The sequence below is a fragment of the Xanthomonas sp. genome, from assembly GCF_017163755.1.
Classification (GTDB): domain Bacteria; phylum Pseudomonadota; class Gammaproteobacteria; order Xanthomonadales; family Xanthomonadaceae; genus Xanthomonas_A.
The window spans coordinates 88,384-114,429 of sequence record NZ_JAFIWC010000012.1 but is presented as its reverse complement, the minus strand read 5'-3'; the positions used below and the strand labels follow the sequence as shown (position 1 = coordinate 114,429).

The 26,046-nt window shown below is 70.7% G+C and carries 22 protein-coding genes; 18 read left to right on the top strand and 4 right to left on the bottom strand.

All coding sequences use genetic code 11. The features are described 5' to 3' along the window. The first annotated feature begins 10 nt into the window (after positions 1-10). The 4 genes from JR065_RS10060 (at position 11) to JR065_RS10045 (ending at position 3,811) form a co-directional block, all read left to right on the top strand. A complete protein-coding gene (locus JR065_RS10060) occupies positions 11-841 on the top strand; it encodes an SDR family oxidoreductase (RefSeq protein ID WP_206233970.1) in 831 nt (276 codons plus the stop codon). A gap of 276 nt (positions 842-1,117) precedes the next feature. Further along, positions 1,118-1,996, top strand: a complete 879-nt coding sequence (locus tag JR065_RS10055; protein WP_206233969.1) for an NYN domain-containing protein — start codon at positions 1,118-1,120, stop codon at positions 1,994-1,996. A gap of 355 nt (positions 1,997-2,351) precedes the next feature. Further along, a complete protein-coding gene (locus JR065_RS10050) occupies positions 2,352-2,960 on the top strand; it encodes a DUF938 domain-containing protein (RefSeq protein ID WP_206233968.1) in 609 nt (202 codons plus the stop codon). 131 nt (positions 2,961-3,091) lie between these two features. After that, positions 3,092-3,811 carry a fatty acid desaturase gene (locus JR065_RS10045; RefSeq protein ID WP_343237260.1) on the top strand — a complete coding sequence of 240 codons (720 nt, stop codon included), beginning with the start codon at positions 3,092-3,094 and terminating at the stop codon, positions 3,809-3,811. Between the two features lie 104 nt (positions 3,812-3,915). On the opposite strand, the gene JR065_RS10040 is transcribed toward JR065_RS10045, so the two are convergent. Continuing rightward, positions 3,916-4,260, bottom strand: coding sequence for a hypothetical protein (locus JR065_RS10040; protein ID WP_206233966.1), 345 nt, complete (start codon positions 4,258-4,260; stop codon positions 3,916-3,918). Between the two features lie 357 nt (positions 4,261-4,617). Here JR065_RS10040 and JR065_RS10035 point away from each other — a divergent pair, with 357 nt between their 5' ends. Continuing rightward, on the top strand, positions 4,618-5,400 hold the full coding sequence (locus tag JR065_RS10035) for a hypothetical protein (RefSeq protein ID WP_206233965.1): 783 nt from the start codon (positions 4,618-4,620) through the stop codon (positions 5,398-5,400). 530 nt (positions 5,401-5,930) lie between these two features. Here the strand turns inward: JR065_RS10035 and JR065_RS10030 are convergent. Further along, complete coding sequence (locus JR065_RS10030) at positions 5,931-9,659, bottom strand: indolepyruvate ferredoxin oxidoreductase family protein (RefSeq protein WP_206233964.1); 3,729 nt, start codon at positions 9,657-9,659, stop codon at positions 5,931-5,933. 185 nt (positions 9,660-9,844) lie between these two features. On the opposite strand from JR065_RS10030, the gene JR065_RS10025 reads away from it, so the two are divergent. Together JR065_RS10025 and JR065_RS10020 are read left to right on the top strand one after the other, a co-directional pair. Then, entirely contained in the window at positions 9,845-10,465 is a 621-nt protein-coding gene (locus tag JR065_RS10025; protein ID WP_429001856.1) for a tetratricopeptide repeat protein, read from the top strand. Between the two features lie 76 nt (positions 10,466-10,541). Continuing rightward, on the top strand, positions 10,542-11,456 hold the full coding sequence (locus JR065_RS10020) for an AEC family transporter (RefSeq protein WP_206233963.1): 915 nt from the start codon (positions 10,542-10,544) through the stop codon (positions 11,454-11,456). A 165-nt stretch (positions 11,457-11,621) separates the two neighbouring features. Here the strand turns inward: JR065_RS10020 and JR065_RS10015 are convergent, their stop codons facing one another. Continuing rightward, positions 11,622-13,118 carry an AAA family ATPase gene (locus JR065_RS10015; RefSeq protein WP_206233959.1) on the bottom strand — a complete coding sequence of 499 codons (1,497 nt, stop codon included), beginning with the start codon at positions 13,116-13,118 and terminating at the stop codon, positions 11,622-11,624. Positions 13,119-13,241: 123 nt separating this feature from the next. Between JR065_RS10015 and JR065_RS10010 the strand changes: the two genes are divergently transcribed. The 9 genes from JR065_RS10010 (at position 13,242) to JR065_RS09970 (ending at position 22,298) form a co-directional block, all read left to right on the top strand. Continuing rightward, positions 13,242-13,874 (top strand): ParA family protein, encoded by a 633-nt coding sequence (locus JR065_RS10010; RefSeq protein ID WP_206233958.1) that lies wholly within the window; start codon positions 13,242-13,244, stop codon positions 13,872-13,874. A gap of 2 nt (positions 13,875-13,876) precedes the next feature. Further along, positions 13,877-14,365 (top strand): SixA phosphatase family protein, encoded by a 489-nt coding sequence (locus JR065_RS10005; RefSeq protein ID WP_206233957.1) that lies wholly within the window; start codon positions 13,877-13,879, stop codon positions 14,363-14,365. A 44-nt stretch (positions 14,366-14,409) separates the two neighbouring features. Beyond that, positions 14,410-14,976, top strand: coding sequence for a YceI family protein (locus JR065_RS10000; protein WP_206233956.1), 567 nt, complete (start codon positions 14,410-14,412; stop codon positions 14,974-14,976). Continuing rightward, entirely contained in the window at positions 14,973-16,976 is a 2,004-nt protein-coding gene (locus tag JR065_RS09995) for a phospholipase D-like domain-containing protein (RefSeq protein ID WP_206233955.1), read from the top strand. Before JR065_RS10000 ends, JR065_RS09995 begins: the two co-directional genes overlap by 4 nt. Positions 16,977-17,211: 235 nt before the next feature. Continuing rightward, entirely contained in the window at positions 17,212-17,631 is a 420-nt protein-coding gene (locus tag JR065_RS09990) for a hotdog fold thioesterase (RefSeq protein WP_206233953.1), read from the top strand. Between the two features lie 65 nt (positions 17,632-17,696). Beyond that, on the top strand, positions 17,697-18,491 hold the full coding sequence (locus JR065_RS09985) for a lysophospholipid acyltransferase family protein (protein WP_206233952.1): 795 nt from the start codon (positions 17,697-17,699) through the stop codon (positions 18,489-18,491). 70 nt (positions 18,492-18,561) lie between these two features. Continuing rightward, a complete protein-coding gene (locus JR065_RS09980; protein ID WP_206234003.1) occupies positions 18,562-19,551 on the top strand; it encodes a YheT family hydrolase in 990 nt (329 codons plus the stop codon). Positions 19,552-19,594: 43 nt separating this feature from the next. After that, positions 19,595-21,664 (top strand): tetratricopeptide repeat protein, encoded by a 2,070-nt coding sequence (locus JR065_RS09975; RefSeq protein WP_206233951.1) that lies wholly within the window; start codon positions 19,595-19,597, stop codon positions 21,662-21,664. A 22-nt stretch (positions 21,665-21,686) separates the two neighbouring features. Beyond that, entirely contained in the window at positions 21,687-22,298 is a 612-nt protein-coding gene (locus JR065_RS09970; RefSeq protein ID WP_206233950.1) for a YbhB/YbcL family Raf kinase inhibitor-like protein, read from the top strand. 657 nt (positions 22,299-22,955) lie between these two features. Here JR065_RS09970 and JR065_RS09965 read toward each other — a convergent pair. Then, positions 22,956-23,747 (bottom strand): undecaprenyl-diphosphate phosphatase, encoded by a 792-nt coding sequence (locus JR065_RS09965; RefSeq protein ID WP_206233948.1) that lies wholly within the window; start codon positions 23,745-23,747, stop codon positions 22,956-22,958. A 218-nt stretch (positions 23,748-23,965) separates the two neighbouring features. Between JR065_RS09965 and glnA the strand changes: the two genes are divergently transcribed. Both glnA and JR065_RS09955 read left to right on the top strand, forming a co-directional pair. Then, complete coding sequence (gene glnA, locus JR065_RS09960) at positions 23,966-25,375, top strand: type I glutamate--ammonia ligase (protein WP_206233947.1); 1,410 nt, start codon at positions 23,966-23,968, stop codon at positions 25,373-25,375. A gap of 316 nt (positions 25,376-25,691) precedes the next feature. Then, a complete protein-coding gene (locus JR065_RS09955) occupies positions 25,692-26,030 on the top strand; it encodes a P-II family nitrogen regulator (RefSeq protein WP_206233946.1) in 339 nt (112 codons plus the stop codon). Positions 26,031-26,046 lie beyond the last annotated feature (16 nt).

Here is a 26,046-nt window from a genome sequence, read left to right as displayed (position 1 = left end):
AGGCAAGCCCATGAATCGCACCTATTTCATCACCGGAACCTCGTCCGGCTTCGGCCGCCTGCTGACCGAGCGGCTGCTGGCACGCGGCGATCGCGTCGCCGCCACCGCGCGCCGGCCCGAGGCGCTGGACGACCTGAAGGCCGAATACGGCCCGCGACTGTGGGTGGCGGCGCTGGACGTGACCGACGACGCGGCGCTGCGCGCGGTGACCGGCCGCGCCTTCGCCGAACTCGGACGCATCGACGTGGTGGTCAGCAACGCCGGCTACGCGGTGTTCGGCGCCGCCGAGGAAGCCAGCGACGCGCAGCTGCGCCGGCAACTGGAAACCAACCTGGTCGGCTCGATCCAGCTGATCCGCGCGGTGCTGCCGCACCTGCGCGCGCAGGGCGGCGGACGCATCGTGCAGGTGTCCTCGGAAGGCGGGCAGATCGCCTATCCGGGTTTCAGCCTGTACCACGCCAGCAAGTGGGGCATCGAGGGTTTCGTCGAGGCGGTGGCGCAGGAAGTGGCGCCGTTCGGCATCGAGTTCACCCTGGTCGAGCCCGGCCCGGCGGCGACCGACTTCGGCCGCGGCCTGGACCGCACCGCGCCCAGCCCGACCTATGCGGACACCCCGGTGCAGGCGCTGCGCCGCGCGCTGGAAGAAGGCAGCTTCGTGTTCGGCGACCCGCACAAGATGGTGCGCCAGATGCTCGCATCGTTCGACGTGTCCCCGGCGCCGCGACGCCTGCTGCTCGGCGCGCAGGCGTACGCGCACGTGCGCACGGCGCTGCAGTCGCGCCTGGCCGAACTGGAAGCGCAGCGGGCGATCGCGCTGTCCACGGAAATGGATGCCGCGTGACGCGGTGACGCCAGTGTTGCTGCGCCCCGCTGGCAGGTGCCGCCGCGCGCGGCCTGCGTCGCGCCGGTCCCGCGTTCGGCGGATCGCGCAAAGCCGGCCACGCGGCGCCAGTATCCTTTCGCCTCCATCGCATGCGGAGACAGGGACGTGGCGCCGTTCGCCGGCGCTGGCCCCGGTTGGCCGGGAATGGCACAGTGGTGCCTGGCGCCTGGGCGTGCCGGCGCCACCGCGCTGCGCTCCGGGCCGCCGCTTTCGTTTTCGCGCAGGACCGCCGCAATGAAAACCCGTTCCAGATCCGACGCCGACGACGACCAGCCGCGCCTGGCCGTGCTGATCGACGCCGACAACGCGCAGCCTTCGGTGATCGAAGGGTTGCTGGCCGAAGTGGCCAAGTACGGCGTGGCCAGCGTCAAGCGCATCTACGGCGACTTCACCAGCACGCGCATGACCCAGTGGAAGCAGGCGCTGCTGAAGCATTCGATCAGCCCGGTGCAGCAGTTCGCCTACACCAGCGGCAAGAACGCCACCGACAGCTCGCTGATCATCGACGCGATGGACCTGCTGTACACCGGGCGCTTCGACGGGTTCTGCCTGGTCTCCAGCGACAGCGACTTCACCCGCCTGGCGCAGCGCCTGCGCGAGGAAGGGCCGACCGTGTACGGCTTCGGCGAGCGCAAGACGCCGGACGCGTTCGTGCAGGCCTGCGACAAGTTCATCTACACCGAGGTGCTGCGCAGCGAGGCGGCCAGCGCCGAGCCGTCCAAGCCGGCCGTGGCCGCGCCGGCGCCGGCCAAGGCCGCGGCGAACAAGGGCGGCAAGAAACCGCAGTCCGCGGCCGCCGCCAAGCCGGAGGCACCAGTGGTGCCTGCGGCCGCGCCTCCCGCCGCGGCGGGCACGGACGCCAAGCCGGCGCCGCTGTCGGCGCCGCTGAAGCTGTTGCGCCAGGCCATCGAGGAGGCCTCCGACGACCAGGGCTGGGCCGGCCTCGGCAGCGTCGGAAGCTATCTGAACAAGGTGCGGCCGGACTTCGATCCGCGCCTGTACGGGCACAAGAAGCTCAGCGACCTGTTGCGGCGGCTGTCGGCGCAGTTCGAGATCGAGGAGCGCGGCAACGAAGGCGGCGGCAAGCGCATCTTCGTGCGTTCGCGCAGCTGAGCGCATGGCGGCGCCGCGGCGAATGTGGTCGGCGATCCTGGCGAAGCCTCGTCTCCGGCACGAAGCCCAAAACCATCCCGTGGAATCCGCTGGGACGGAGGGCCTCCACAGCGCGATCGCGCCGTCGAGCGCCGCACTCGCATCAGCGCGGTCGGCGAAGTTTCCCCGCGGATCCGCGCGCCCGGCCGGTCCGGTGTGCGTCACCGTGCCGGCGCCCGGTCCACTCGAGGCGAGTGCGCGCATACCGGCACGGCCTGTGCGAAGTGGGGGCATTGTCCGGCGCGGATCCGTTCGACGGCACGCGGTGGCGCGGGTATCGGAGGCCGCGCCGCATCGGTGAGCTGAAAGAACCCGAATGAACGAAAAGCCCTACGCGCCGTCGTGCGAACGCAATCGCGAACCGATCCTGCAGGTGCTGCGGCGCTGCTTCGCGCACAGCCGGCGGGTGCTCGAGATCGGCAGCGGCACCGGCCAGCACGCGGTGCATTTCGCCGCGGCGCTGCCGCATCTGACCTGGCAGTGCAGCGAACGCGCCGAGCACCTGCCCGGCATCGGGTTATGGCTGCATGAGGCGGCGTTGCCGAACACGCCGCCGCCGCTGGCGCTGGACGTGCGCGACGGCCCGTGGCCGGCGGCCGGCTACGACGCGGTGTTCAGCGCCAACACGCTGCACATCATGGACTGGCCGTCGGTGCAGGCCTTCTTCGCCGGCGCCGGCCGGCTGCTGGGCGCCGACGCGTCCGGCGCCGGCACCGTGGCGGTGTACGGACCGTTCAACTACGGCGGCCAGTTCAACAGCGCCAGCAACCGCGCGTTCGATGCCTGGCTGAAGGCGCGCGACGCGGCCAGCGGCGTGCGCGATTTCGAGGCGGTGGACGCGCTGGCGCGCGCACAGGGGCTGGCGCTGCTGGACGACGTGGCCATGCCGGCCAACAACCGCTGCCTGGTGTGGCGGCGCCGCTGACGGCGCGCGCCGCTAGCGCGGCGGCGCACGCGCCATCGCGCAACGCGCGTGGCGGTTCCCGCTGGCGACGGTGATCGTCGCCAGCACCCAGCGGGCGCTGGCGGTGATGATGCACGAGGGCGCGCAACGACGTGCTGGCGCAACTGTTCGCGGCCGGACCGCTGCTGCTGTCGCTGTTCGCCTATCGCCAGCGGCACCTGCAGCACCACCGCGCGCCGATGGTGGCCGACGATCCGGTGGCGATCGTGTTCGGCATCGCCGACTATCCGGTCACGCGGAGGCGCCTGCTGGGACGGTTGCTGCGCGACGTCACCGGCATCGGTTACGTGCTCGCCGTGCGCAATGCGCTGCGGCGGCGCCGGCCGCGTGGCGCCGGACCCGCAGCGCCTGCGCCGGCCGGCCACCTGCCGCGGGTGCTGGGCTCGATCCTGGTCAGCAATGGCGCGTTGCTGGGCACGCTCGCCGCGCTTGGGCATGCCTGGCTGTACGTGGGCCTGTGGCTGCTGCCGGCGCTGACCTTCCTGCAGCTGTTCGCGCATCCGCGCCATCACCGAGGATGCCGGCCATCGCGCCTGCGACGACCAGCGCCGCAATGCGCGCACCCATCGTCCCGCGCAACTGGCAGACCTTCTTCTGCGGGCCGCGCGCCATCCACCACCACATTGAGCGCCACCAGTACGTGCGGGTGCCGTTCTACCGGCTGCCGGCGCTGCACCGCTGATGCATGCGCAAGGCCAACTGCCGGCGGCGAATCTGTACCAGGGCTACTGCGCGGCGTTGAAGGAAGTCAGTCGTCACCGATGTCTGAGGCGAAGGTCCGCACCTCGCCTGTAGCGGCACGAAGCCGATGAGCGGCTTGCGTCGGTGGCTGGAGCATAAGTAGACCAACCGGACAGAAAACCAGTGGCGAGGTGCGCTGGTCGCGACCAAGCGCACCGGCCGCTACTTAATGCGCTTATATCGGCTCTGGCGTGCAAAGCGCGCGGGTGCTGGCTGAACCCACGAACTGATTGTTTGCATCTGTGACAAGGACATTGGCCGTGATATAGCCACTGGCCCGAGGGCAATAGAAGCTGCAATAAACTTGATTTGTGCAGTTGCCAGGATAAATGACGAACAGCCCATTGGAATTGAACGTCCACGCGTAGTTGTACGTGCCTGGCGGGCTGACGTCCGCGTAACAAAGGTCACTGCCGGCACAGTCGAGCGTGACGCTCTGGGCTCGAGCCGACGGCGATATGCCCATTGAGGCAATAGCGGAAAAAAGCAGGACGGCGATAGTCGAAACGGCCTTGTTCATGACTGATCCTCGTTGATGGTTCCCCTGTGAGGCGATGCTGCCAGATCGTACTGGCGAAGAAGAGATGTCCATCACTGGTTCGCCGGGGGCTGGCGATCTTGCGCAGCGGGACAATCTGGTTCTGGGATCAACTGCTCAACCTGCCCATCAGCAGACCGGCAGGACGGACGAGCGAGGTCGCCTCTAGGATTGCTGCCCACTCGTATGTTGGGTGTGTGTGACGGCAGCCGCTGTTTGCGTTATGACGCGATCACCTTGATGGCACAAGGGGTTAACCGGAGGCTTGCCACTGTGCGGCCACCACGGGCCGTCCGCACGCAGGCCGGTGATTCCCTTCACTGCCAACGGAGCATTCCCATGAGCAGCAACGACGAAGCGCGCGATCTCAATCGCGATCCCATTTCCGGCGCGCCGGGTTCGCATCCGGTCGGCGTAGGCGTCGGGGGCGCGGCCGGCGGCGTGGCGGCGGGCGCATTGGCGGGCACCGTGTTCGGCCCGATCGGCACCTTGGTCGGCGCGGCGATCGGCGTGGTCGCTGGCGCCGCGGCCGGCAAGGGCGTGGCCGAGCGCATCGATCCGACCGGCGAAGCCGAATACTGGCGCGAGGAATACCGCAATCGCGACTACGTGAAAGCCGACTACGACTACGACCGCGACTATGCCGCCGCCTACGGGCTGGGCCTGCAGGCGCGCGAGCAGTATCCGAGCCGCAGCTGGGACGAAACCGAGCGCGAACTGTCCCACGACTGGGGCACCCGGCGCGGCGAATCGCGCCTGGAGTGGGACGACGCACGCCTGGCGGCGCGCGATTCCTGGCACCGCGCCGACACCACCTACCGCACCTACGAGGACAGCGACCGCTACTATGCCGGCCGCTTCGACAGCGCCGCCTACCGCGACACCGACGCCAGCTACGACGACTACCGTCCGGCCTACCGCTACGGCATCCAGGCGCGCAGCCGCTATGGCAACCGCAGCTGGGACGATCGCCTGGAATCGGACCTGGAAAGCGGCTGGGAGCGGGTCAAGGACCGTTCGCGGCTGACCTGGGCGCAGGCCAAGGCGGCGGTGCGCGAAGCCTTCGATTCGGACCGTTACGATCGTCCTGGCCAGGGCAATCCGCCGGATCCGCGGGTGTGATCGCGAGCCGATACGTCGTCCGACCCCGGTCGGCCAGGTATTAAAGGTCCGGGCGGCGCTGCGGCGCTGTGACCTGATGTTGGGACCACCTTCGCTGAAGCGCGCACGCGCCGGCCCGGTGCATCGCTGATGGATGAATCGAATGCGCCGTCGACACCTCCCGGGTCGACGGCGTTCGTATGCGGTCGCGCAGTATCGGTGGCGAGGAGACGTTTGGAGCGGGTACGCGCATCGAATGGTCGCTGCACGCATTGCGGCTGAAGGCCGCGCCCACAGGAACGCCATCCGCCCGCTAGCGGCAAGCCGTTCGATGGTCTGTCGCGGCGTGTCGCTTCGGCGATGACGGCGAGGTGTTGCCGGCATGCGTCTTGGGCTTTTTGCAGGCATCGCTGCATTGCAGTGCAGCGATGCCTGCAGCGACTTGCCGCCGGCGTCATGGTCGCGGCTGAAGCCGCTCCTACAAGGGCGGGGCTTCGGCGCCGATGAGCGCCGGGCTTGAGCCCGGCCGTTTCTCGCGCGGCGATGCCGGCTCAGGCGGCCTGCACGATATGCAGCGCCTTCGGGTTGCGCCAGGTCGCCAGCAGCCGCGCTTCGCGCTGCTTGGCCTCGTGCAGGTGCGCTTCCTTGACGTGGCCGTAGCCGCGGATGTGCTCCGGCACGCTGGCGATCTCCGCCGCCAGCGCCAGGTTGTCCGCGCGCAGGCCTTCGAGCAACTCGCCGACGGTGCGCTCGTAGTCGGCGATCAGGCGCCGCTCCTGCCGGCGTTCGGCGCTGTAGCCGAAGACGTCGAACCTGCCGCCGCGCAGTACGCGCAACCGGGCCAGCCACTTGAACGCGGTGAACATCCACGGCCCGTACTCGCGCTTGCGCAGCCGGCCCTGCGCGTCCTTCCTGGCCAGCAGCGGCGGCGCCAGGTGGAAGCGCAGCGTATAGGCGCCGTCGAACTGCTGCTGCACCTGGCGCTGGAAGTCGCCGCTGGTGTACAGCCGCGCTACTTCGTATTCGTCCTTGTACGCCATCAGCTTGAAGTGGTAGCGCGCCACCGCTTCGGCCAGCGCGGACGCGCCCGGCGCCACGCGCGATTCGGCCGCGCGCACGCGCTGCACCAGCGCGGTGTAGCGCGCGGCGTAGGCCGCGTCCTGGTAGTCGGTGAGGAAGGCGCGGCGGCGGTCGACCAGTTCGTCCAGCGAGCGCGACAGGCGCGCGTCGTCCAGCGGCAGATAGTGCAGCTGGGCATCGTCGCCGGCGGCGGGCAGGCCGCGCGCTTCGCGGGCATTGTCCGGATTGCGCGGCGCGACGCTGGCGCCGCCTTCGTTGCCTTCCCAGTCGCCCGGCGGCAGTTGCCGCATCGTCGCCGGCGCCGGCGCGGGCCCGGCGCCGCCGGCCGGATCCGCCGTCACCCCGGCGGCGCGCTGCACCGCGGCCAGGTCGATCGCGGCCAGGCGGCCCCAGGCGAAGGCCTGCTGGTTCATCGCCACCGCGGCGCCGTTGAGCTCGATCGCGCGCATCAGCGCCGCGTGCGACAGCGGCACCAGGCCCTGCTGCCACGCATAGCCGAGCATGAACAGGTTGCTGGCGATGGCGTCGCCGAGCAGCGCGGTGGCCAGTTGGGTGGCGTCGAGCAGCAACGGCTCGCGGCCGCCCAACGCCAGCGTCACCCCGGCGATGATCTGCGCGGCGGGGAACTGCATGTCCGGGTGCGTGGTGAAGGTGCCGGGCATCGCCTCGTAGGTGTTCAGCACCACCTGCGAGCGGTCGCCGCGCACCTTCGACAGCGCCCAGTAGTCGTTGACCACGACCATGTCGCAGCCGAGCACCAGGTCGGCTTCGCCGGCGGCGATGCGCACCGCATGGATGTCCTCGGGCGTGCGCGCGATGCGGATGTGGGTGGTGACCGCGCCGCCCTTCTGCGCCAGCCCGGTCTGGTCGAGCACGCTGGCGCCCTTGCCTTCCAGGTGCCCGGCCATGCCCAGCAGCGCGCCGATGGTGACCACGCCGGTGCCGCCGACGCCGGTGATCAGGATGTTCCAGGGCCGCGCCAGGTCGCTGCGCGGCGTCGGTGCCGGCAGGTCCTGCAGCAGCGCGGCCGCGTCGACCCTGCGGCCCTTGCGCGGCTGCCCGCCGTGCACGGTGACGAAGCTGGGGCAGAAGCCGGACACGCAGGAATAGTCCTTGTTGCAGTTGGACTGGTCGATCTGGCGCTTGCGCCCGAACTCGGTCTCCTTGGGCAGCACCGACACGCAGAAGCTCTTCTCGCCGCAGTCGCCGCAACCTTCGCAGACCAGCGAGTTGACCAGCACCCGCTTGGCCGGATCGGGCAGCTTGCCGCGCTTGCGGCGGCGGCGCTTTTCGGTGGCGCAGGTCTGGTCGTAGATCAGGATGCTGGTGCCCTTGACCTCGCGCAGGCGCCGCTGCACGTCATCCAGTTCACCGCGGTCGTGGAACTCCACGTCCGCCGGGAACTGCTCGCGGCGCCGCTTCCACTTGCCGATGTCGTCGCTGACCAGCACGATCGTGTGCACGCCCTCGGCGCGCATCTGCCGGGCGATGTCGGGCACGGTCAGGCTGCCGTCCACCGGCTGGCCGCCGGTCATCGCCACCGCATCGTTGTAGAGGATCTTGTAGGTGATGTTGACGCCGGTGGCCACCGACTGGCGGATCGCCAGCGAGCCGCTGTGGAAGTAGGTGCCGTCGCCAAGGTTCTGGAACACGTGCGGGGTGTCGGTGAACGGCGCCTGCCCGGACCAGGTCACGCCTTCGCCGCCCATGTGGGTGAAGGTGTCGGTGGACCGGTCCATCCAGGTGACCATGTAGTGGCAGCCGATGCCGGCCATCGCCCGCGAGCCATCGGGCACCACCGTGGAGGTGTTGTGCGGGCAGCCGCTGCAGTAGTGCGGCACGCGCGGAAACATGGCACGAGGACGGGCCATCTCCGCTTCCTTCTCGTCCATCCAGCGCAGCCGCTGCTCGATCGACTCGGTGCTGATCGCACTGGATTGCAACAGGCGCTGGATGCGGCGCCCGATCACCCCGGCGATGGTCGCCGGCGTCAGCTCGCCGGTGCTCGGCAGGATCCACTCGCCGGCCTCGTCGTACTTGCCGACGATCGACGGACGCGGCCCGGCCTGCGCCGGCCAGTTGTAGAACTGCTCCTTCATCTGCCGCTCGATGAAGGCGCGCTTCTCCTCCACCACCACGATGTCCTCCAGGCCCTGCGCGAACGCGGCGATGCCCTGCGGCTCCAGCGGCCAGGTCATGCCCACCTTGTACACGCGGATGCCGATGTCGGCGCAGGCGCGCGCGTCCAGGCCCAGGTACTCCAGCGCCTGCAGCACGTCCAGGTAGCTCTTGCCGGTGGTGACGATGCCCAGCCGCGCGCGCGGCGAATCCATCACCACGCGGTCGATGCCGTTGGCGCGCGCGAACGCCTGCGCGGCGCGCACCGCGTAGCGGTGCAGGCGCATCTCCTGGTCCAGCGGCGGGTCCGGCCAGCGGATGTTGAGCCCGCCCGGCGGCAGCGCGAAATCCTCGGGCAGCACGATATGCCGCGCGAACGGATCCACCTGCACCGACGCCGACGACTCCACCGTCTCGGCGATGGTCTTGAAGCCGACCCAGCGCCCGGTATAGCGGCTCATCGCCCAGCCGAGCAGGCCCAGGTCGAGGATGTCCTGCACCCCGGCCGGGTTCAGCACCGGCATCATCGCGCTGACGAACTCGTCCTCCGAGCCGTGCGGCAGGGTCGAACTGCGGCAGGCATGGTCGTCGGCGGCCAGCGCCAGCACGCCGCCGTGGCGCGAGGTGCCGGCGGCGTTGGCGTGCTTGAACACGTCGCCGCAGCGGTCCACGCCCGGGCCCTTGCCGTACCACATCGCGTACACGCCATCCACGCGCGCGCCCGGGAACAGCGTGGTCTGCTGCGTGCCCCACACCATCGTCGCGCCCAGGTCCTCGTTGAGGCCGGGCTGGAATTTCACGTTGGCCGCGTCCAGGTGCTTGCGCGCACGCCACAGCTCCAGGTCGAAGCCGCCCAGCGGGCTGCCGCGGTAGCCGCTGACGAAGCCGCCGGTGTTCAGGCCGGCGGCGCGGTCGCGCAGCTGCTGCATCAGCGGCAGGCGTACCAGCGCCTGCACCCCGGACAGGTAGATGCGTCCGTCGGTGCGGGTGTACTTGTGCTCGAGCGTGTAATCGGCGTCCAGGCGCGCGGCGGGCGGGGTGTCGGCGGAGGACGGCGAGCTGAGTTCGGCGGTACTGGTCATGGCGTGCCTGGGTCTGGGCGGCTGGCGACGTCCGCGGAACGCGGCTCCGCAACGGCGCGCCGATTGTATCAGCGGCACTTTTGCGCCCCGGGTACTCGCCCGGCCGGGCCGCAGCGGTTAGGATGCCGACGGGGGAGGGGAAAACCTCCAGGGGATCGTTAGCAGTGAAGGCATACCGATACACGCTGGCCGCGATGGTGGCCTGGGTTGGCTTGGCGGCGTTCGGCGCAGCAGCGCAGACCTTGCCGGCGCCCAAAGAGTTCTATTTCGACGAGGACCGCAGCACCACCCGTCCGGTGGTGGCGGCCCAGGGCGAAGGCGACGCCTTGGTCGATCGCCTGGCCACGATGGTGCAGCGCGACCAGAACGCAAGCGAGGCGCGCGCGCAGCTGGCGGCACTGGCGATGGCTGGCGGCCGCCGCGAGCTGGGCGAAGAGCTGTACCAGGCGGCGCTGCGTCCGCTGGGCGGCAGTGCGCAGCACCGGCGCAACATCGAGTGGAACTACGCCTGGGACCTGTACCGCATCGGCGAGCCCGAGCGCGCGCTGGCGCAATGGGCCGCGCTGCTGCCCGGGCGCCCGGCGGCGCCGGACTGGGTGCCGCCGACGCTGGCGCTGGTGCTGTGGCGGCTGAGCCGCAAGGACGAGGCGGTGAAGTGGTACGCCGCCGCGGCGCGCACCTGGCCCGACCGCTGGGGCAGCGGCGCCAATTTCGACGCGCTGCTGCCCACCTGGCGCGACGACGAACGCGCGCTGCTGGCCGAGGTGCAGGCCGCATGGCAGGCCAACCCGCCGGCCTGGCCGTGAACCGCCGGGGCGTGCGCGTTGACGCGCCCGCGCCCGCCTGCATGCGATGCTGAACGGCCCGCGCCCGATCTGACCGATGGCTTTCGATGCGTTTGCGCTGATGCTGGCGATGCTGGCGATCGGCAAGCTGTTCGCCCGCCTGCGCGTGCTGCCGGGCAACGCCACCGAAGTGCTGAACGCGGTGGTGCTGTACCTGTGCCTGCCGGCGTCGGTGCTGACCTACGTGCCGCGCCTGCACCTGGACCCGGCGCTGCTGGGGGTGATGCTGACCCCGTGGCTGCTCACCGGCGTCACCGTGCTGGCGGTGCTGGCGCTGCGCCGGCCGCTGCGCCTGCGCCGCGACGAATACGCGGTGCTGCTGCTGTGCGTGGCGCTGGGCAATTCCAGCTTCATCGGCTATCCGATGGTGCGTGCCCTGCTCGGCGAGGCGGCGCTGCCGTACGCGGTGGTCTACGACCAGTTCGGCACCTTCGTGCTGCTGTCCACGTTCGGCCTGTACGTGCTGGCGCGCTACAGCGGCGACGCACCGCCGTCGCCACGGCAGATTCTGCTGCGCATGGCGAAGTTCCCGGCGCTGTGGGCGCTGCTGGCGGCGCTGACGCTGATGCCCGCGCAACCGCCGGCCTGGATCGCGTCGGGCCTGCAGCACCTGGCCGACGCGATGCTGCCGCTGGTGATGCTGGCGGTGGGCTTCTCGATCCAGCTGCGGCTGCCGCGCGAGGAACTCAAGCCGCTGCTCGCCGGCCTGCTGCTGAAGCTGCTGCTGTTGCCGGCGCTGGCCTGGCCGCTGTCGTGGGCGCTGGGCCTGCGCGGGCAGATGCTGCAGGCCAACGTGCTCGAGTCGGCGATGCCGACGATGATCAGCGCCGCGGTGCTGGCGATGTCGCACGGCCTGGCCCCGCGCCTGGCCGCGGCGCTGGTCGGCTACGGCATCCTGATCTCGCTGGTGTCGCTGCCGGCGTGGGCGTGGCTGCTGGGGGCGATGGGATAGCGCGCTGCAGTGCGGCAAGCCGTGGGCCCCTGCGGCGCGCCGTACGCCGGCGCCGGACCGGCCGTCCACCGCTGAGGGAGCGATGCCGCACGAGCGATGGCGAAGGATCCGGCCGCCCCTGGCGCTCTTTCGCGCGCCACGGTCCTGCAAACCAAACGCGCGCGCTCAGTCCGCCGGCACCGTGCGCTCGCGCGCCCATTCGCGCAGGGCCTGGACCTGCTCGGCCATCACCACCGACAGCGGGCGGGTGCCGCGGATCTCCTGCATCAGCAGGTCGGTATCCAGCGGCCGGCCCTCGGCGTGCGCGGCGTACAGGCCGGAGACGATGGCCTGTTCGATCTCCGCGCCGGAAAACCCGTCGGCCGCCGCGGCCAGCGCCGGCAGCGCGAAGTCCTCGGCGCGCAGCTGGCGCCGGGCCAGGTGCAGGCGCAGCAGTTCCACCCGGGTGTCCGGGTCGGGCAGGTCGACGAAGAAGATCTCGTCGAAGCGGCCCTTGCGCAGCAGCTCGGCCGGCAGCTCGTGCACCTGGTTGGCGGTGGCGACGATGAACACGCCGCCGGAGCCGGCCGGCGCCTTGCGCTCGGCCATCCAGGTCAGCAGGTAGCCGAGCACCCGCCGCGACACGCCGCCGTCCTCGCCGCCGCTGGCCAGGCCCTTCTCGATCTCGTCGATCCACAGCACGCACGGCGCCAGCTGCTCGGCCGAGGCCAGCGCGCCGCGCAGGTTGTGCTCGGTCTCGCCGTGGTACTTGGCGTACAGCGCGCCGAAGTCCAGGCGCAGCAGCGGCACGCCGAAACCGGCCGCGGTGGCCTTGGCCAGCATCGACTTGCCGCAGCCCTGCACGCCCAGCAGCAGCACGCCCTTGGGCGGATCCAGCCCGGGCGGCGCGGTGCCGGCGACGAACACCGCGCGGCGCTGCTCGATCCAACGCTTGAGCCGGCGCGCGCCGGCCACGTCGCCGAAGCGCGCGCTGTCGTATTCGTAGTGCAGGTGGCCGCTGCGGTTGAGCAGCTCGAACTTGAGCTTGGCCAGCTGCGGCAGGTCGGCGGTGCTGAGCGCGCCGTCGGCGTAGATCAGCTGGCGGGCGATGCGCCGCGCGTCGATCAGGCTCAGCCCCTGCAGGTTGCGCAGGATCTGCTTGACCGCCTCGCCGTCCACCTCGACCCGGCGCCCGCCGAACTCGCGCGCATACCCGGCCGCTTCCTCCTGCACCATCTTCAGCAGCGCGTTGGCGTTGGGCAGCTGCGGGTTGAAGCGCGTGGCCAGCGCTTCCAGCTCCGGCGGCAGTTCGACCTTGGCGCCGATCACCACCAGCACGTGCGGCTGGCAGTGGCGGCGCTCGATGATGTCGCGCAGCAGGCGCTGGTGGCTGGCGTAGCCCAGGTACGGCACCACGTCCAGCAGCAGGTAGATGCCGCGCTGCTCGGCCTGCTTGATCGCCTGCAGCACCGCGCTGGCGTCGGGCGGGCCGAACGGCTCGTCCTCGCGGTCCAGGTCGATGCGGCGCAGGCCCTCGGTGATCGACCAGCGGTGCAGCGCGCGCCAGACCTGGGTCAGCGCCTGCTTGAACAGCTCGACGATGCGCGCCTCTTCCTGCGTCTCGATGACGATCAGCGGCGTGTTGGCGCGGATCAGCGCGGTCAGGTCCTGCAGCTCGCTCATGGGCGGTCCGTTGCCGTGGGGACGCCACGATAGCAATGCGCCCGGTCGCTTGACTACGCATTGACTACCGGCCGGCCAGGGGGCGGTGTACGCTGCGGCCTCTTCCCCGGAAGCGAGGCGCGCATGAAGACGATCCTGGTAGCCGGCTCCAAAGGCGGCGTCGGCAAGACCACGGTAGCCACGCACCTGGCCGCGTACTACGCGCTGGCGGGCAAGCGCACGGTGCTGGCCGATGCCGATCCGCAGGGGTCGTCCACCCGCTGGGCCGAACGCCGCGCCGGCCTGGAAAGCGCGGTGCTGCCGATCGACGCCAGCCGCAAACGCAACTGGCGCGCCACCCTGCCCGACGACACCCAGCGGGTGATCGTCGACGCGGCGGCCGGCGCGATGGCCGAGGACCTGGCCCTGTTCCTGGACCACGCCGATGCGGTGGTGGTGCCGGTGATGCCCTCGGCGCTGGACATCGAGGCCACGGTCGGCTTCCTCAATACCCTGGCCAAGGTGCCGCGGGTGCACCAGCGCAAGCTGCCGGTGGGCCTGGTGATCAATCGCAGCAAGCCATGGACCCATGCCACCCAGCAGGCGGTGGAGATGCTCGGCGCCTGGCCGTACCCGGTGCTGGCGCAGCTGCGCGACACCCAGGCCTACGTGGTGCTGGTGGGGCTGGGACGCAGCCTGTTCGACTACCGCTCCGCGCAGATCCGCGACCACCAGCAAGACTGGGAACCGCTGCTGAAATGGCTGAAGAAGGCTTGATGATGACCACTCCTGTCCGTGAACTGATCCTGCTGCGCCACGCCCACGCCGAGCCGGCCGCGACCGGCCAGGCCGATTTCGACCGGCCGCTGTCGCCGCACGGGCTGGCCGAGGCCGAGGCCGCCGGGCGCTGGCTGCTCGAGCACAGGCTGGTGCCCGACCGCGTGCTGTGCTCGCCGGCGCGGCGCTCGCGCGAGACCCTGGAGGCGGTGCTCGGCTCGACCGGCTACGTCGAACAGCGGCTGGAGCCGCGGATCTACGAGGCCACCTCCGGCACCCTGGCCGACCTGCTCGACAGCCACCGCGAGGTCGAGCGCCTGCTGCTGGTCGGCCACAATCCAGGCCTGGAGCGGCTGGCGGCGCTGATGCACAGCGGCCAGTCCGGCGACTACCGCGGCATGCCCACCGCCAGCGTGGTGGTGCTCGCGCTGCCGCAGGAGGCCGCGATCGAACCGGGCATCGCGCGCCTGACCGCCTTCTGGTGGCCTTGATCGGCCCGCGCCGAACGCACCGGCACCAGGCGCTGTGCGCCTGGATGCTGTTCCTGCTGCTGCCGGCGTCCACCGCCGGCGCCCAGGCCGCGGCGCCCGCGCCGCGCGTGGAGCACCTGTTCGACCCGGCGCAGTCGCGCTTCGGCTTCGAGATACGCACCCGCTTCGGGCAGCGCATCGAGGGCTTCTTTCCGCGCTTCGAAGGCAGCGTGGAGATCCTGCCGGACGGACGCCACCAGGTGCATCTGCGGGTGTTCAGCGCCTACGTGGAGATCCCCGGCAAACCGCGCTACACCGCGTGGATGCGCGGCGAGGACTTCTTCGATGTCGCGCGCTATCCCGAGCTCAGCTTCGACTCGCAGCCGTTCGCGCCGGGCGTGCTCAACAGCGGCGGCGCGGTGGTCGGCACCCTGAACATCCGCGGTATCAGCCACCAGGAAACGCTGACCCTGATGCCGGCGGGATGCGCGCGCGCAGGCTATGATTGCGACGCGATCAGCCGCGGTACGGTACTGCGTGGACGGTATGGAATGGACAAGTGGGATCTGGCCTTGAGCGATCGGGTCACCTTCGTGCTGCGCGCACGCCTCACCGGAGCTGCCGCTCCGTGACATTCCTATGGCGTTTCCTGGCGCTGGCAACGGTGTTGCTGGGCAGCGGCTGCGCGAGCCTGTCGCAGGCCGACAAGGGCCGCGCGGTCGCGGTCGCCGAAGCGGCGCGCGAGACCCGGGTCGAATGCAGCCAGCGCGACAACTGCGCGCTGGATTCGCCGTTGCGCGCGCTGGGCGGGCAGGCGTTCGGCCAGTCGAGCGCAGCGGCGCCGCAGCACTACGCGACCATCCTCGACCACGGCGAGGAAGCGCTGGTGGCGCGGCTGAACCTGATCCGCAGCGCCAGCCGCAGCATCGACCTGCAGACCTACATCTTCGACAAGGACGACAGCGCGCGGCTGGTGATCGACGAACTGCTCGCCGCGGCGCGGCGCGGGGTCAAGGTGCGGGTGCTGATCGACCAGCTGTCGGCGATCCCGGACCTGCAGATCCTCGGCGCGCTGGCCGGCGCGCACCAGAACTTCTCGTTGCGCGTCTACAACCCCACCTTCGGCCTGGCCAAGCCCAATTATTTCCATTACGCCGCCAGCGTGGTGTGCTGTTTCCGCCGCTTCAACCAGCGCATGCACAACAAGATGCTGGTGGTGGACGACGCGCTGGGCGTGGTCGGCGGGCGCAACTACCAGGACGACTATTACGATTGGGATGCCGAGTACAACTTCCGCGACCGCGACGTGCTGGTCGCCGGTCCGGTGGCGCGCGAGATGGCGGCCAGCTTCGATGCCTACTGGACGGCGCGGCGCAGCGTGCCGGTGGCGCGGCTCAACGACGTGGGCAAGCTGCTGCTGCGCGAGGGCGTGCCGCCGATGCCGCCGGCGCGCTTCCAGCGCCCGGAGCGCGTGCAGCGGGTCAGCGCCGAAGCCTCCGATCCGGCCTTTGTCGAAGACGCCTTCGTGCGCCCGGCGTTGCCGGTGCGCAACGTCAGCTACGCCGCCGATCCGCCGCAGAAGCACCGGCGCGATGCGCCGTCCAAGGAAGCGGTGGCGGCGATCGTGCCCAAGCGGGTCAGCCTGATCACCGGCGCGCAGCGCGAGATCATCCTGCAGACGCCGTACCTGGTGCTGTCGGACCCGGCGCAGGCGCTGTTCCGCGAACTGCGCAAGCGGCCGACGCCGCCGACGATCATCGTCGCCACCAACAGCCTGGCCTCCACCGACAACCCGGTGGTGTATGCGCTGTCGTACAAGTACAAGCGGCGCAACCTGCGCGAACTGGGCTTCGACATCTACGAATACAAGCCGTTTCCGCTGGACGCGCCGGTGGACTACGCCAACCTGCTGCCGTCGCCGTTGCAAATGGATCCCGACGCCGGTGTCGACGACGGCGGCCGCAACCCGCTGATCGGCGGCAGCGCCGCCGGCCGTTCCAGCATGCTCGGCAGCGGCAGCGGCAACAGCGGCGGTCCCAGCGGCAGCGGGCGGCGCAACGACGGCAGCCAGGTCGACCGCCGCGTGCTGCGCACGGAGACGCGCCCGTCGTTCCTCAGCCGCCAGGCGGCCAACCGCCCGTTGCCGGTGACCCGCGAGGGCGCGCGCATGGGCCTGCATGCCAAGTCGCTGGTGGTGGACCGGCGCATCGCGGTGATCGGCACCCACAACTTCGATCCGCGCAGCGAGAACTACAACACCGAAGGCGCGGTGATCATCGACGACCCGGCGTTCGCGCAGGTACTGGCCGCCAGTATCCTGCGCGACATCGAGCCGTCCAACTCGTGGACGGTGGCGCCGCGGACCAAGCCGCCGGTGCTGTCGGGGTTGAACTACAGCCTGGGCAAGGCGTCGGAGGCGTTGCCGGTGCTGGATTTCTGGCCATGGCGCTATGCCACCAACTACGAATTCCAGCCTGGTCCGGACTGCCCGGCGCCGCTGACCCGGCGCGATCCCGGCTTCCACCGCTGCTACAGCGCGGTCGGCGACTTCCCCGAGGTCAACGTCGGCCCGAAATGGCTGCTGGTGCGGATGCTGACGGCGTTCGGCTCCGGGCTGGTGCCGATTCTTTAAAAGTGGGCGGGACTCGGGACCGGGACTCGGGACCCGGAAAGGCGGCGGCGCGTGCACGGGACTGTCGGTGCAAACGCGGATGCTGGATGCAGGCCAGCCGCTGAAGCTGGCGTTCGGGACGTTCTGCGGCGCGGCGCGATGCCAGAAGGGCGGTAGCGCCGCCACGGCCCGTTGCGTCGCCCGCTGCGGGGTTTGCCGCTAGGCTGGCGCCTTCTTCCTGCACGGACCCTGCGCCATGGCCTTCCGCGAACCCGTCGATCTTGCCGCCCTCAACGCCGCCGCGCGCGGCACCCTGATCGAGCAGCTGGGCATCGTCTTCACCGAGGCCGGGCCGGACTGGCTGCGCGCGACCATGCCGGTCGATGCGCGCACGCTCCAGCCCTACGGCCTGCTGCACGGCGGCGCGTCGGTGGCGCTGGCCGAGACCCTGGGCAGCAGCGCCGGCAACCTGTCCGTGGCGCCGGGCCTGGTCTGCGTGGGCCTGGAGATCAACGCCAACCACCTGCGCGCCGTGCGCGAGGGCAGCGTCACCGGTACCGCGCGCCCGCTGCATGTGGGCCGCACCACCCAGGTCTGGGAGATCCGGATCGACGATGCCGCCGGCAAGCCGGTGTGCGTGTCGCGGCTGACCCTGGCGGTGATCGCGCGCAGCTGAGCCACAACCGTCTTGGGACTGACACAATAGGCAGCTTCCGTCCCCGGCTTCGGTACCTTGTCCGCATGAGCGAGTTCTCCCCACCCGCCACGCGCCCCAGCGGCGGGGCGCTGCGCTGGGTGCGTTACGGCTATCGCCTTCCGCTGCTGGCGCTGCACGTGTTCGTGGCGCTGCCTGTCCTGCTGGCGTGCATGGCGCTGTCGCCGGGCCGCGCCGGCGCCGAGTCGTTCGGCGACCGCACCGTGTGCTGGTGGTCGACCTGGCTGGTGCGCATCTTCGGCTTCCGCGTGCGCCGCGTCGGCACGCCGCTGCCCAACCCGGTGCTGTTCGTCGCCAACCACGTCAGCTGGATCGACATCACCCTGCTGCACAGCCAGCGCATGATGGGTTTCGTCGCCAAGCGCGAGATCGCTGGCTGGCCGCTGGTCGGCTGGCTGGCCGCGCGCGGGCAGACCATCTTCCACCAGCGCGGCAGCACCGAGTCGCTGGGCGGGGTGCTGCAGGCGATGGTGGAGCGGCTGCGCGCCGGCCGCTCGGTCGGCGTGTTCCCGGAAGGGCGCACCCGCGGCGGCCGCGAGGTCGGCCCGTTCCATGCGCGCATCTTCCAGGCCGCGGTGGAGGCCGAGGTCGCGGTGCAGCCGGTGGCGCTGCGCTACGGCGCCGGCGGCTCGGCGCAGGCCGTGGTCGCGTTCGGCCCGGGCGAGAGCTTCTTCGCCAATTTCCTGCGCCTGCTCGGCGAGCCGGGACGCGTGGCCGAGGTGCACTTCCTGGAGCCGATCCGGCTGCAGGACGTGGAAGGGCGCCGGCGCATCGCCGAGATCTCGCGTGCGCGCATCGTCGCGGCGATGGCGCAACGCTGAACGTGGAACACTGCGGCCCAGGCGATTTGAAGTATTGCTCCAATCGCGCGGCGCAAGCTCCATGCCGATGATGATGGCCGCCGACTACCTCCCCCCGCGTTGGCTGCGCAATCCGCACGTACAGTCGGTGATCGGGTCCAGCGCGCTGCGCCGCCGCCGCGGCGAGCAGTTGCTCGCCGCCAGCGGCGCGGCCACCAGCGAACACATCCTCGACGGCGGCGACGGCGTGCGCCTGCAGGGCTGGCTCAGCGTGCCGGCCGGCGCCGCCCCGCGCGGCACCGTGCTGCTGCTGCACGGCTGGGAAGGCAGCTCCGATTCGGGCTACATGCGGCTGACCGCGGCGCAGCTGCTGGCGCGCGGCTATCAGGTGTTCCGGCTCAATTTCCGCGACCACGGCGGCACTCACCACCTCAACGTGGACCTGTTCCATTCCGAGCGCTTGGACGAGGTGGTCAACGCCGCCTGCGACCTGTGGCGGCGCTTCCCGGCACCGGTGCTGCTGGCCGCCGGCTATTCGCTCGGCGGCAACTTCGCCCTGCGCCTGGCCCTGCGCGCGCCCGCCGCCGGGCTGCCGCTGCAGCGCGTGGCCGCGGTGTGCCCGCTGCTGGACCCGGCCACCACGATGCAGCGGATCGAGAACGGCCCGCAGTTCTACGACTGGTATTTCCGCCGCAAGTGGCGCGAGTCGCTGCTGCGCAAGCGCGAGCTGTTCCCCGAGCGGCACGGCTACGACGACGCCACCCTGGCGCTGGACATGCGCGGGCTGATGGCCTGGTTGGCCGAGCGCCACGCCGGTTTCGCCAGCCTCGATGCGTACTTCGACAGCTACTCGATCGCCGGCGCGCGGCTGCGCGAGCTGGCGGTGCCGGCCGACATCCTGATGGCCGAGGACGACCCGGTGATCCCGCTGGAGGACTTCCGCGCCTGGGAGCTGCCGGCGCAGGCGCGGCTGGACATCGCGCGCTGGGGCGGGCACTGCGGCTTCATCGAGAACGCGCGCGGCGACGGCTTCGCCGAACGCTGGGTGGCCGAGCGGCTGAGCGGCGTGCTGCCCGCCTGAGCCGGCCCGCTACAATGCCGGTTTGCCCAGAGCCGGACCCTCCATGCAAGCCCCAATCCTCGATGCGCTGCGCCGCCAGGCGAACGATGAAGCCCTGAGCCTGGCGCAGGCCTGGGTGGCGCAGGCCGCCGACGACCCGCAGGCGCAGCGCTGGCTGGCGCTGGCGCAGCAGCAGCGCGGAGACGGCGATGCCGCGCTGCGCAGCATCGAACAGGCGATTGCGCTGGCGCCGGAAGACGCCAGCCTGCACCTGCTGCGCGCCGGCATGCTGCTCGGCGGCCGCGACCTGGCCCAGGCCGAGGACGCGCTGGCGCGCAGCGCGCAGCTCGATCCCAACCAATTCCTGGCCTACGTGATGCGCGGCCAGCTGGCGCTGGGCCGCGGCGACCTGGACGAGGCCGAACGGCTCAGCCGCACCGCCGCGCGGCTGGCGCCCGAACACCCGCAGCTGCTCGCGCTCGACGGCATGCTGGCATTGCGCCGTGGCGACGCCGACCGCGCGCTGAGCCTGCTCTCGCACGCCAGCAAGCGCCTGCCGGACGATCCGCGGCTGCTGTATGCGCTGGGCTTCGCCTATCTGGAGAAGGGGCATCTGGCCTTCGCCGAAACCGCATTGCGCCGGGTCACCGAGCTGACGCCGGGCGCGAGCGCGCTGCACGCGCTGATCGCGCAGCTGGCGCAGCGCCAGGGCCGGCTCGACGACGCGATCGCGGCGCTGGCGGCGGTGCTGGCCGATCCGGCCGGCGATACCCCCGGCATGCGCCGCCTGGCCGGCGAATACGAACTGCAGGCCGGGCGCCCGGCCGACGCGCTGCCGCACCTGCGCCGCGCCCTCGGCGCCTGGCCGGCCGACCGGCGCACGCTGCACGCCGCGCTGATCGCCTGGGAACGGCTCGGCGCGGTCGACGATGCCCGCGCCACGCTGGAAGCGGCGCTGGCCACCGCGCCGGGCGAGCACGACCTGTGGCTGGCGCGGCTGGCGGTGGAGCCGGTCGGCGGCGCCGAGGCGCGCGCGCTGATCGAGCGCTGGCAGGCGGCGATGCCGGCGCACGTGCCGGCGCTGGAGGCGCAGCTGCGGGTGCACGAGATGGCCGGCGAGGATGCGCAGGCCGAGGCGGTGGCGCGGCGCATCGTGGCGCTGGAACCGGGCCGCAGCAGCGCCGAGCAGCGCATCGTCGAGGCGCTGCTGGCGCGCGATGCCGACGCGGCCATCGCGCACGTGCAGGGCCTGATCGCGCGCCTGCCCGAGGCCGAGCGCACCACCTTGCGGCCGTGGCTGGCGTCGGTGCAGGATCGCGCCGGGCGCACGTCCGACGCGCTGGCGACCTGGATCCAGTTCCAGCAGGAACAGCTGCCGCACCGGCTGCCGCTGCCGCCGCCGGGGCCGACTCTGACCCAGTGGCCGGCGCTGGCGGCGGTGGACCCGCAGGTCCGGGCGCGGCCGCTGTTCGTCTGGGGCGCGCCGGGTAGCGGCGTGGAGCGGGTGGTCGCGGTGATGGGCGCGGCCAGCCGCGTGCTGCGCGGCGACCGCTTCGGCACGCAGCCGCCGGTCGACGCGTTCCAGCGCTACCGGACCATCGCCGAGCTGGCGGCCGGCGACCTGGACGCCGCCACGCTGGTCGCCGAATGGCGCGCGCAGCTGCCGGCGCGCGGCATCGACGAGGGCAATATCGTCGACTGGCTGCTGTGGTGGGACAACGTGCTGCTGCTCGCGCTGCGCCCGCAGCTGCCGGAAGGGCGGTTGCTGGTCGCGCTGCGCGATCCGCGCGACATGCTGCTGGACTGGTTGGCCTACGGCTCGCCGGCGCCGCTGGGACTGGCCTCGCCGCAGGACGGCGCGCGCTGGCTGGCGGCGGTGCTGGCGCAGGTCGCGCAGCTGCACGAGCAGGACCTGTATCCGCACCGGCTGTTGCGCCTGGACGGCATCGATGCCGATCCGGCCGCGCTGGCGGCGGCGCTGCAGGACGCCTTCGGCGTGCCGTTCCCGACCCTGCCCACGCTCGGCGCGGCGCGCCTGCCCGCCGGCCGCTGGCGCGCCTATGCCGGCGAGCTGGGCGCGGCCTTCGCCCTGCTCACCCCGGTGGCGGTGCGGCTTGGCTATCCTGAAGCCTGACCTGTTCCCCACGGAGGATTCCATGCGTCTGCGCAGTGACAGCATCCAGCCCGGCCAGCCGATCGCCGCGACCTTTGCGATGGGCGCGGCCACCGGCTTCGGCGGCAACCGCAACCCGCACCTGGCCTGGGACGAGGTGCCGGACGGCACCGCCTCGTTTGCGCTGCTGTGCATCGACCCGGACGTGCCGACGGTGCCGGAAACGGTCGGCCGCGAGGATCTGCAGATCCCGGTCGAACAGCCACGCACCGATTTCGTGCATTGGGCTGTCGTTGGGATTCCGGCCGCGGTGCGCGAGATCGCCGAAGGCAGCGCCAGCGACGGCGTCACCGTCAGGGGCAAGCAGCAACCGCCCGGCCTGGAGGGCGCGCGGCAGGGCCTGAACAGCTATACCGACTGGTTCGCCGGCGATCCGGACATGGGCGGCGACTACTACGGCTACGACGGCCCGTATCCACCGTTCAACGACCTGCGCGTGCACCGTTACTTCTTCCGCCTGTTCGCGCTGGACGTGGCCACGCTGGACCTGCCGCCGCGCTTCACCGCCGCCGACGCGCTGCGCGCGATGCAGGGCCACGTGCTGGCCGAGGCCAGCCTGTACGGCACCTACAGCCTGAATCGCGCGCTGGCCTGAGGCCCTGCGTCCTGAGCCCCTCTCCCATCGGGAGAGGGGTTGGGGTGAGGGTACGGCGGCCAGGGTCCTGGGCCGGGCTGGGCGCAGCAGGCGTCGCCCGCACCCTCATCCGGCCCTTCGGGCCACCTTCTCCCGGTGGGAGAAGGGAGCAGCCGCCTTAGCCCCTCTCCCATCGGGAGAGGGGTTGGGGTGAGGGTACGTCGGCCAGGGTCCTGGGCCGGGCTGGGCGCACCAGGCGTCGCCCGCACCCTCATCCGGCCCTTCGGGCCACCTTCTCCCGGTGGGAGAAGGGAACAGCCGCCTTAGCCCCTCTCCCATCGGGAGAGGGGTTGGGGTGAGGGTACGGCGGCCAGGGTCCTGGGCCAGGCGGGGCGCACCAGGCTCCGCCCGTACCCTCATCCGGCCCTTCGGGCCACCTTCTCCCGGTGGGAGAAGGGAACAGCCGCGCCTTAGCCCCTCTCCCATCGGGAGATGGGTTGGGGTGAGGGTACGGCGGCCAGGGTCTGGGGCCAGGCGGGGCGCACCAGGCTTCGCCCGTACCCTCATCCGGCCCTTCGGGCCACCTTCTCCCGGTGGGAGAAGGAACAGCACCGCCTTAGCCCCTCTCCCATCGGGAGAGGGGTTGGGGTGAGGGTATGACACGCGCAGAGGCCGTCCTCAGGCCGCCGGCAGCCACAGCAGCAGCGCCGTGCCGAGCACGATGCGGTACACCGCGAACGCGGTGAACCGGTGCGACTTGATGTAGCCCAGCAGCCAGCGGACCACCGCAAAGCCGGTGACCACCGCCGCGGCGAAGGCCACCGCCACGTCGGTCCAGTTCTCGCTGCCGATCGCGCCTTCCTTGTACAGCTCCAGGAACGCGTAGCCGCTGGCGGCGAACATGGTCGGGATCCCGACCAGGAACACGAATTCGGCCGCGGCCGAACGCCGGCTCAGGCCCAGCAGCATCGCCAGGAAGATCGCCGAGGCCGAGCGCGAGGTGCCCGGGAACACGCCGGCCACCACCTGCGCCAGGCCGACCGCGATCGCCACCTTCCAGGTCACCGCGTCGCGGTCGGGCAGCTTGCCGGCGAAGTGCTCGGCCACCAGCATCCACACCCCGCCGATCACCAGCGCCCAGGCGATCGGCTGCACCGTTTCGGGCAGTTCCCAGCCGGCCTTGCGCACCGCCAGGCCGACCACCGCGGTGACCAGGAACGACACCCCGAGCTTGAGCACGTAGTCGCGGTTGGCGCGATCGCCCAGCCCGGTGGCCAGCGACCACAGCCGCTGCCGCAACGCCAGGCTGATGGCCAGGATCGCGCCGGCCTGGATCACGATGTTGAAGAAGTCCGAGCGCCGGCCCAGCCATTGCTCGGCGATCAGCAGGTGGCCGGTGCTGGAGATCGGCAGGAATTCGGTCAGGCCTTCGAGGATGCCCAGCAACAGGGCGGAGAACAGGTCGGTCATGGGACGTGCGGCTCATGGGGGAGGGAGCGGCGCCAAGGATAGAACATTGCCGAAAGCACCATTTCAGTGCGCCGCACGCATAAAGCACCAAAATGGCGCATCGCGCTCAGCCCTTCTTCGTGCGTCCTTCACCAAAATCAAGGACTTGTGAATGGGATGCAGTTGGCACGGCGATTGCTGTCACATGGCAAGTCTTTTACCAACCCGAGGTTTCATCGATGTCTGCGGAAAATATTGAGAAGCTCGTCAAGGACAACAAGGTCGAGTTCGTCGACCTGCGGTTCGTCGACATGCGGGGCGTGCAGCAGCACGTGACCTTCCCCGTGAGCATCATCGAACCGTCGCTGTTCGAAGAGGGCAAGATGTTCGACGGCAGCTCGATCTCGGGCTGGAAGGGCATCAACGAGTCGGACATGGTCCTGCTGCCCGACGCCGACACCGCGTTCGTCGACCCGTTCATGGCCGACCCGACCCTGGTGCTGACCTGCGACATCCTCGACCCGGCCACCATGCAGAGCTACGGGCGCGACCCGCGCGGCGTGGCCAAGCGCGCCGAGGCGTACCTGAAGTCCAGCGGCATCGCCGACCAGGCGTTCTTCGGCCCGGAGCCGGAATTCTTCATCTTCGACGGCGTGCGCTTCGGCAACGAGATGGGCCACACCTTCTTCAAGATCGATTCGGAAGAAGCGGCCTGGAGCAGCGGCAGCAAGATCGAAGGCGGCAACAGCGGCTACCGCCCGGCGGTCAAGGGCGGCTACTTCCCGGTGCCGCCGACCGACTCGCTGCAGGACCTGCGCGCGGAAATGTGCAAGACCCTGGAACAGGTCGGCATCGAGGTCGAGGTGCACCACCACGAGGTCGCCACCGCCGGCCAGTGCGAGATCGGCACCAAGTTCAACTCGTTGGTGAAGAAGGCCGACGAGCTGATGATGATGAAGTACATCATCAAGAACGTCGCCTACCGCAACGGCAAGACCGCGACCTTCATGCCCAAGCCGATCGTCGGCGACAACGGCTCGGGCATGCACGTGCACCAGTCGCTGGCCAAGGGCGGCACCAACCTGTTCTCCGGCGACGGCTACGGCGGCCTGAGCCAGATGGCGCTGTGGTACATCGGCGGCATCTTCAAGCACGCCAAGGCGATCAACGCCTTCACCAACTCCGGCACCAACAGCTACAAGCGCCTGGTCCCGGGCTTCGAGGCGCCGGTGATGCTGGCCTACTCGGCGCGCAACCGCTCGGCCTCGTGCCGCATCCCGTGGGTGTCCAACCCGAAGGCGCGCCGCATCGAGATCCGCTTCCCCGATCCGCTGCAGTCCGGCTACCTGACCTTCGCCGCGCTGATGATGGCCGGCCTGGACGGCATCAAGAACCAGATCGACCCGGGCGCGCCCAGCGACAAGGACCTGTACGACCTGCCGCCGGAAGAAGAGAAGCAGATCCCGCAGGTGTGCTCGAGCCTGGACCAGGCGCTGGAAGCGCTCGACGCCGACCGCGAGTTCCTCAAGGCCGGCGGCGTGTTCAGCGACGACTTCATCGACGGCTACATCGCGCTGAAGATGCAGGAAGTGACCAAGTTCCGCGCGGCGACCCACCCGCTGGAATACCAGCTGTACTACGCCAACTGAGTTCCACGCGCGGCGATGGCGAAGGTTACCCCTCCCTCCTTCGCCATCGCCGCCACTTCGTCGGCTGGGGAGCCGTCGCAGTGGCCTGCGCAGTCGCGCCGCAACACCAAGCCATTCAGGGGATAGAAAGACCGCATACGTGCCGTGGGCCACGCTCCCTCCCACGTCGCCGCAGCGCTTCGCACCTGGTGCGGGCCAGCGGCGTGATCCGCGGCACGTGCGCGCGGCAGTACGGCGTCATCCGCGGCGCCGGGTGACTTGCAACCGCCGGCCGACGTTGTCGGCGGCCGGCTCCTTCCACCAACGGGGTATGCGCATGAAACTGATCACCGCCATCATCCGGCCGTTCAAGCTCGACGAGGTCCGCGAGGCCCTGTCGCAGGCGGGCGTGTCCGGCATCACCGTCACCGAGGTCAAGGGCTTCGGCCGGCAGAAGGGGCACACCGAGCTGTATCGCGGCGCCGAGTACGTCGTCGACTTCCTGCCCAAGATCAAGATCGAGACCGTGGTCACCGACGAGCGCCTGGATGCGGTGGTCGAGGCGATCCAGACCGCGGCCGGCACCGGCAAGATCGGCGACGGCAAGATCTTCGTCACCGCGATCGAACAGGTCGTGCGTATCCGCACCGGCGAAATCGGCGCCGATGCGCTCTAACCCCTACTCGGAGCCC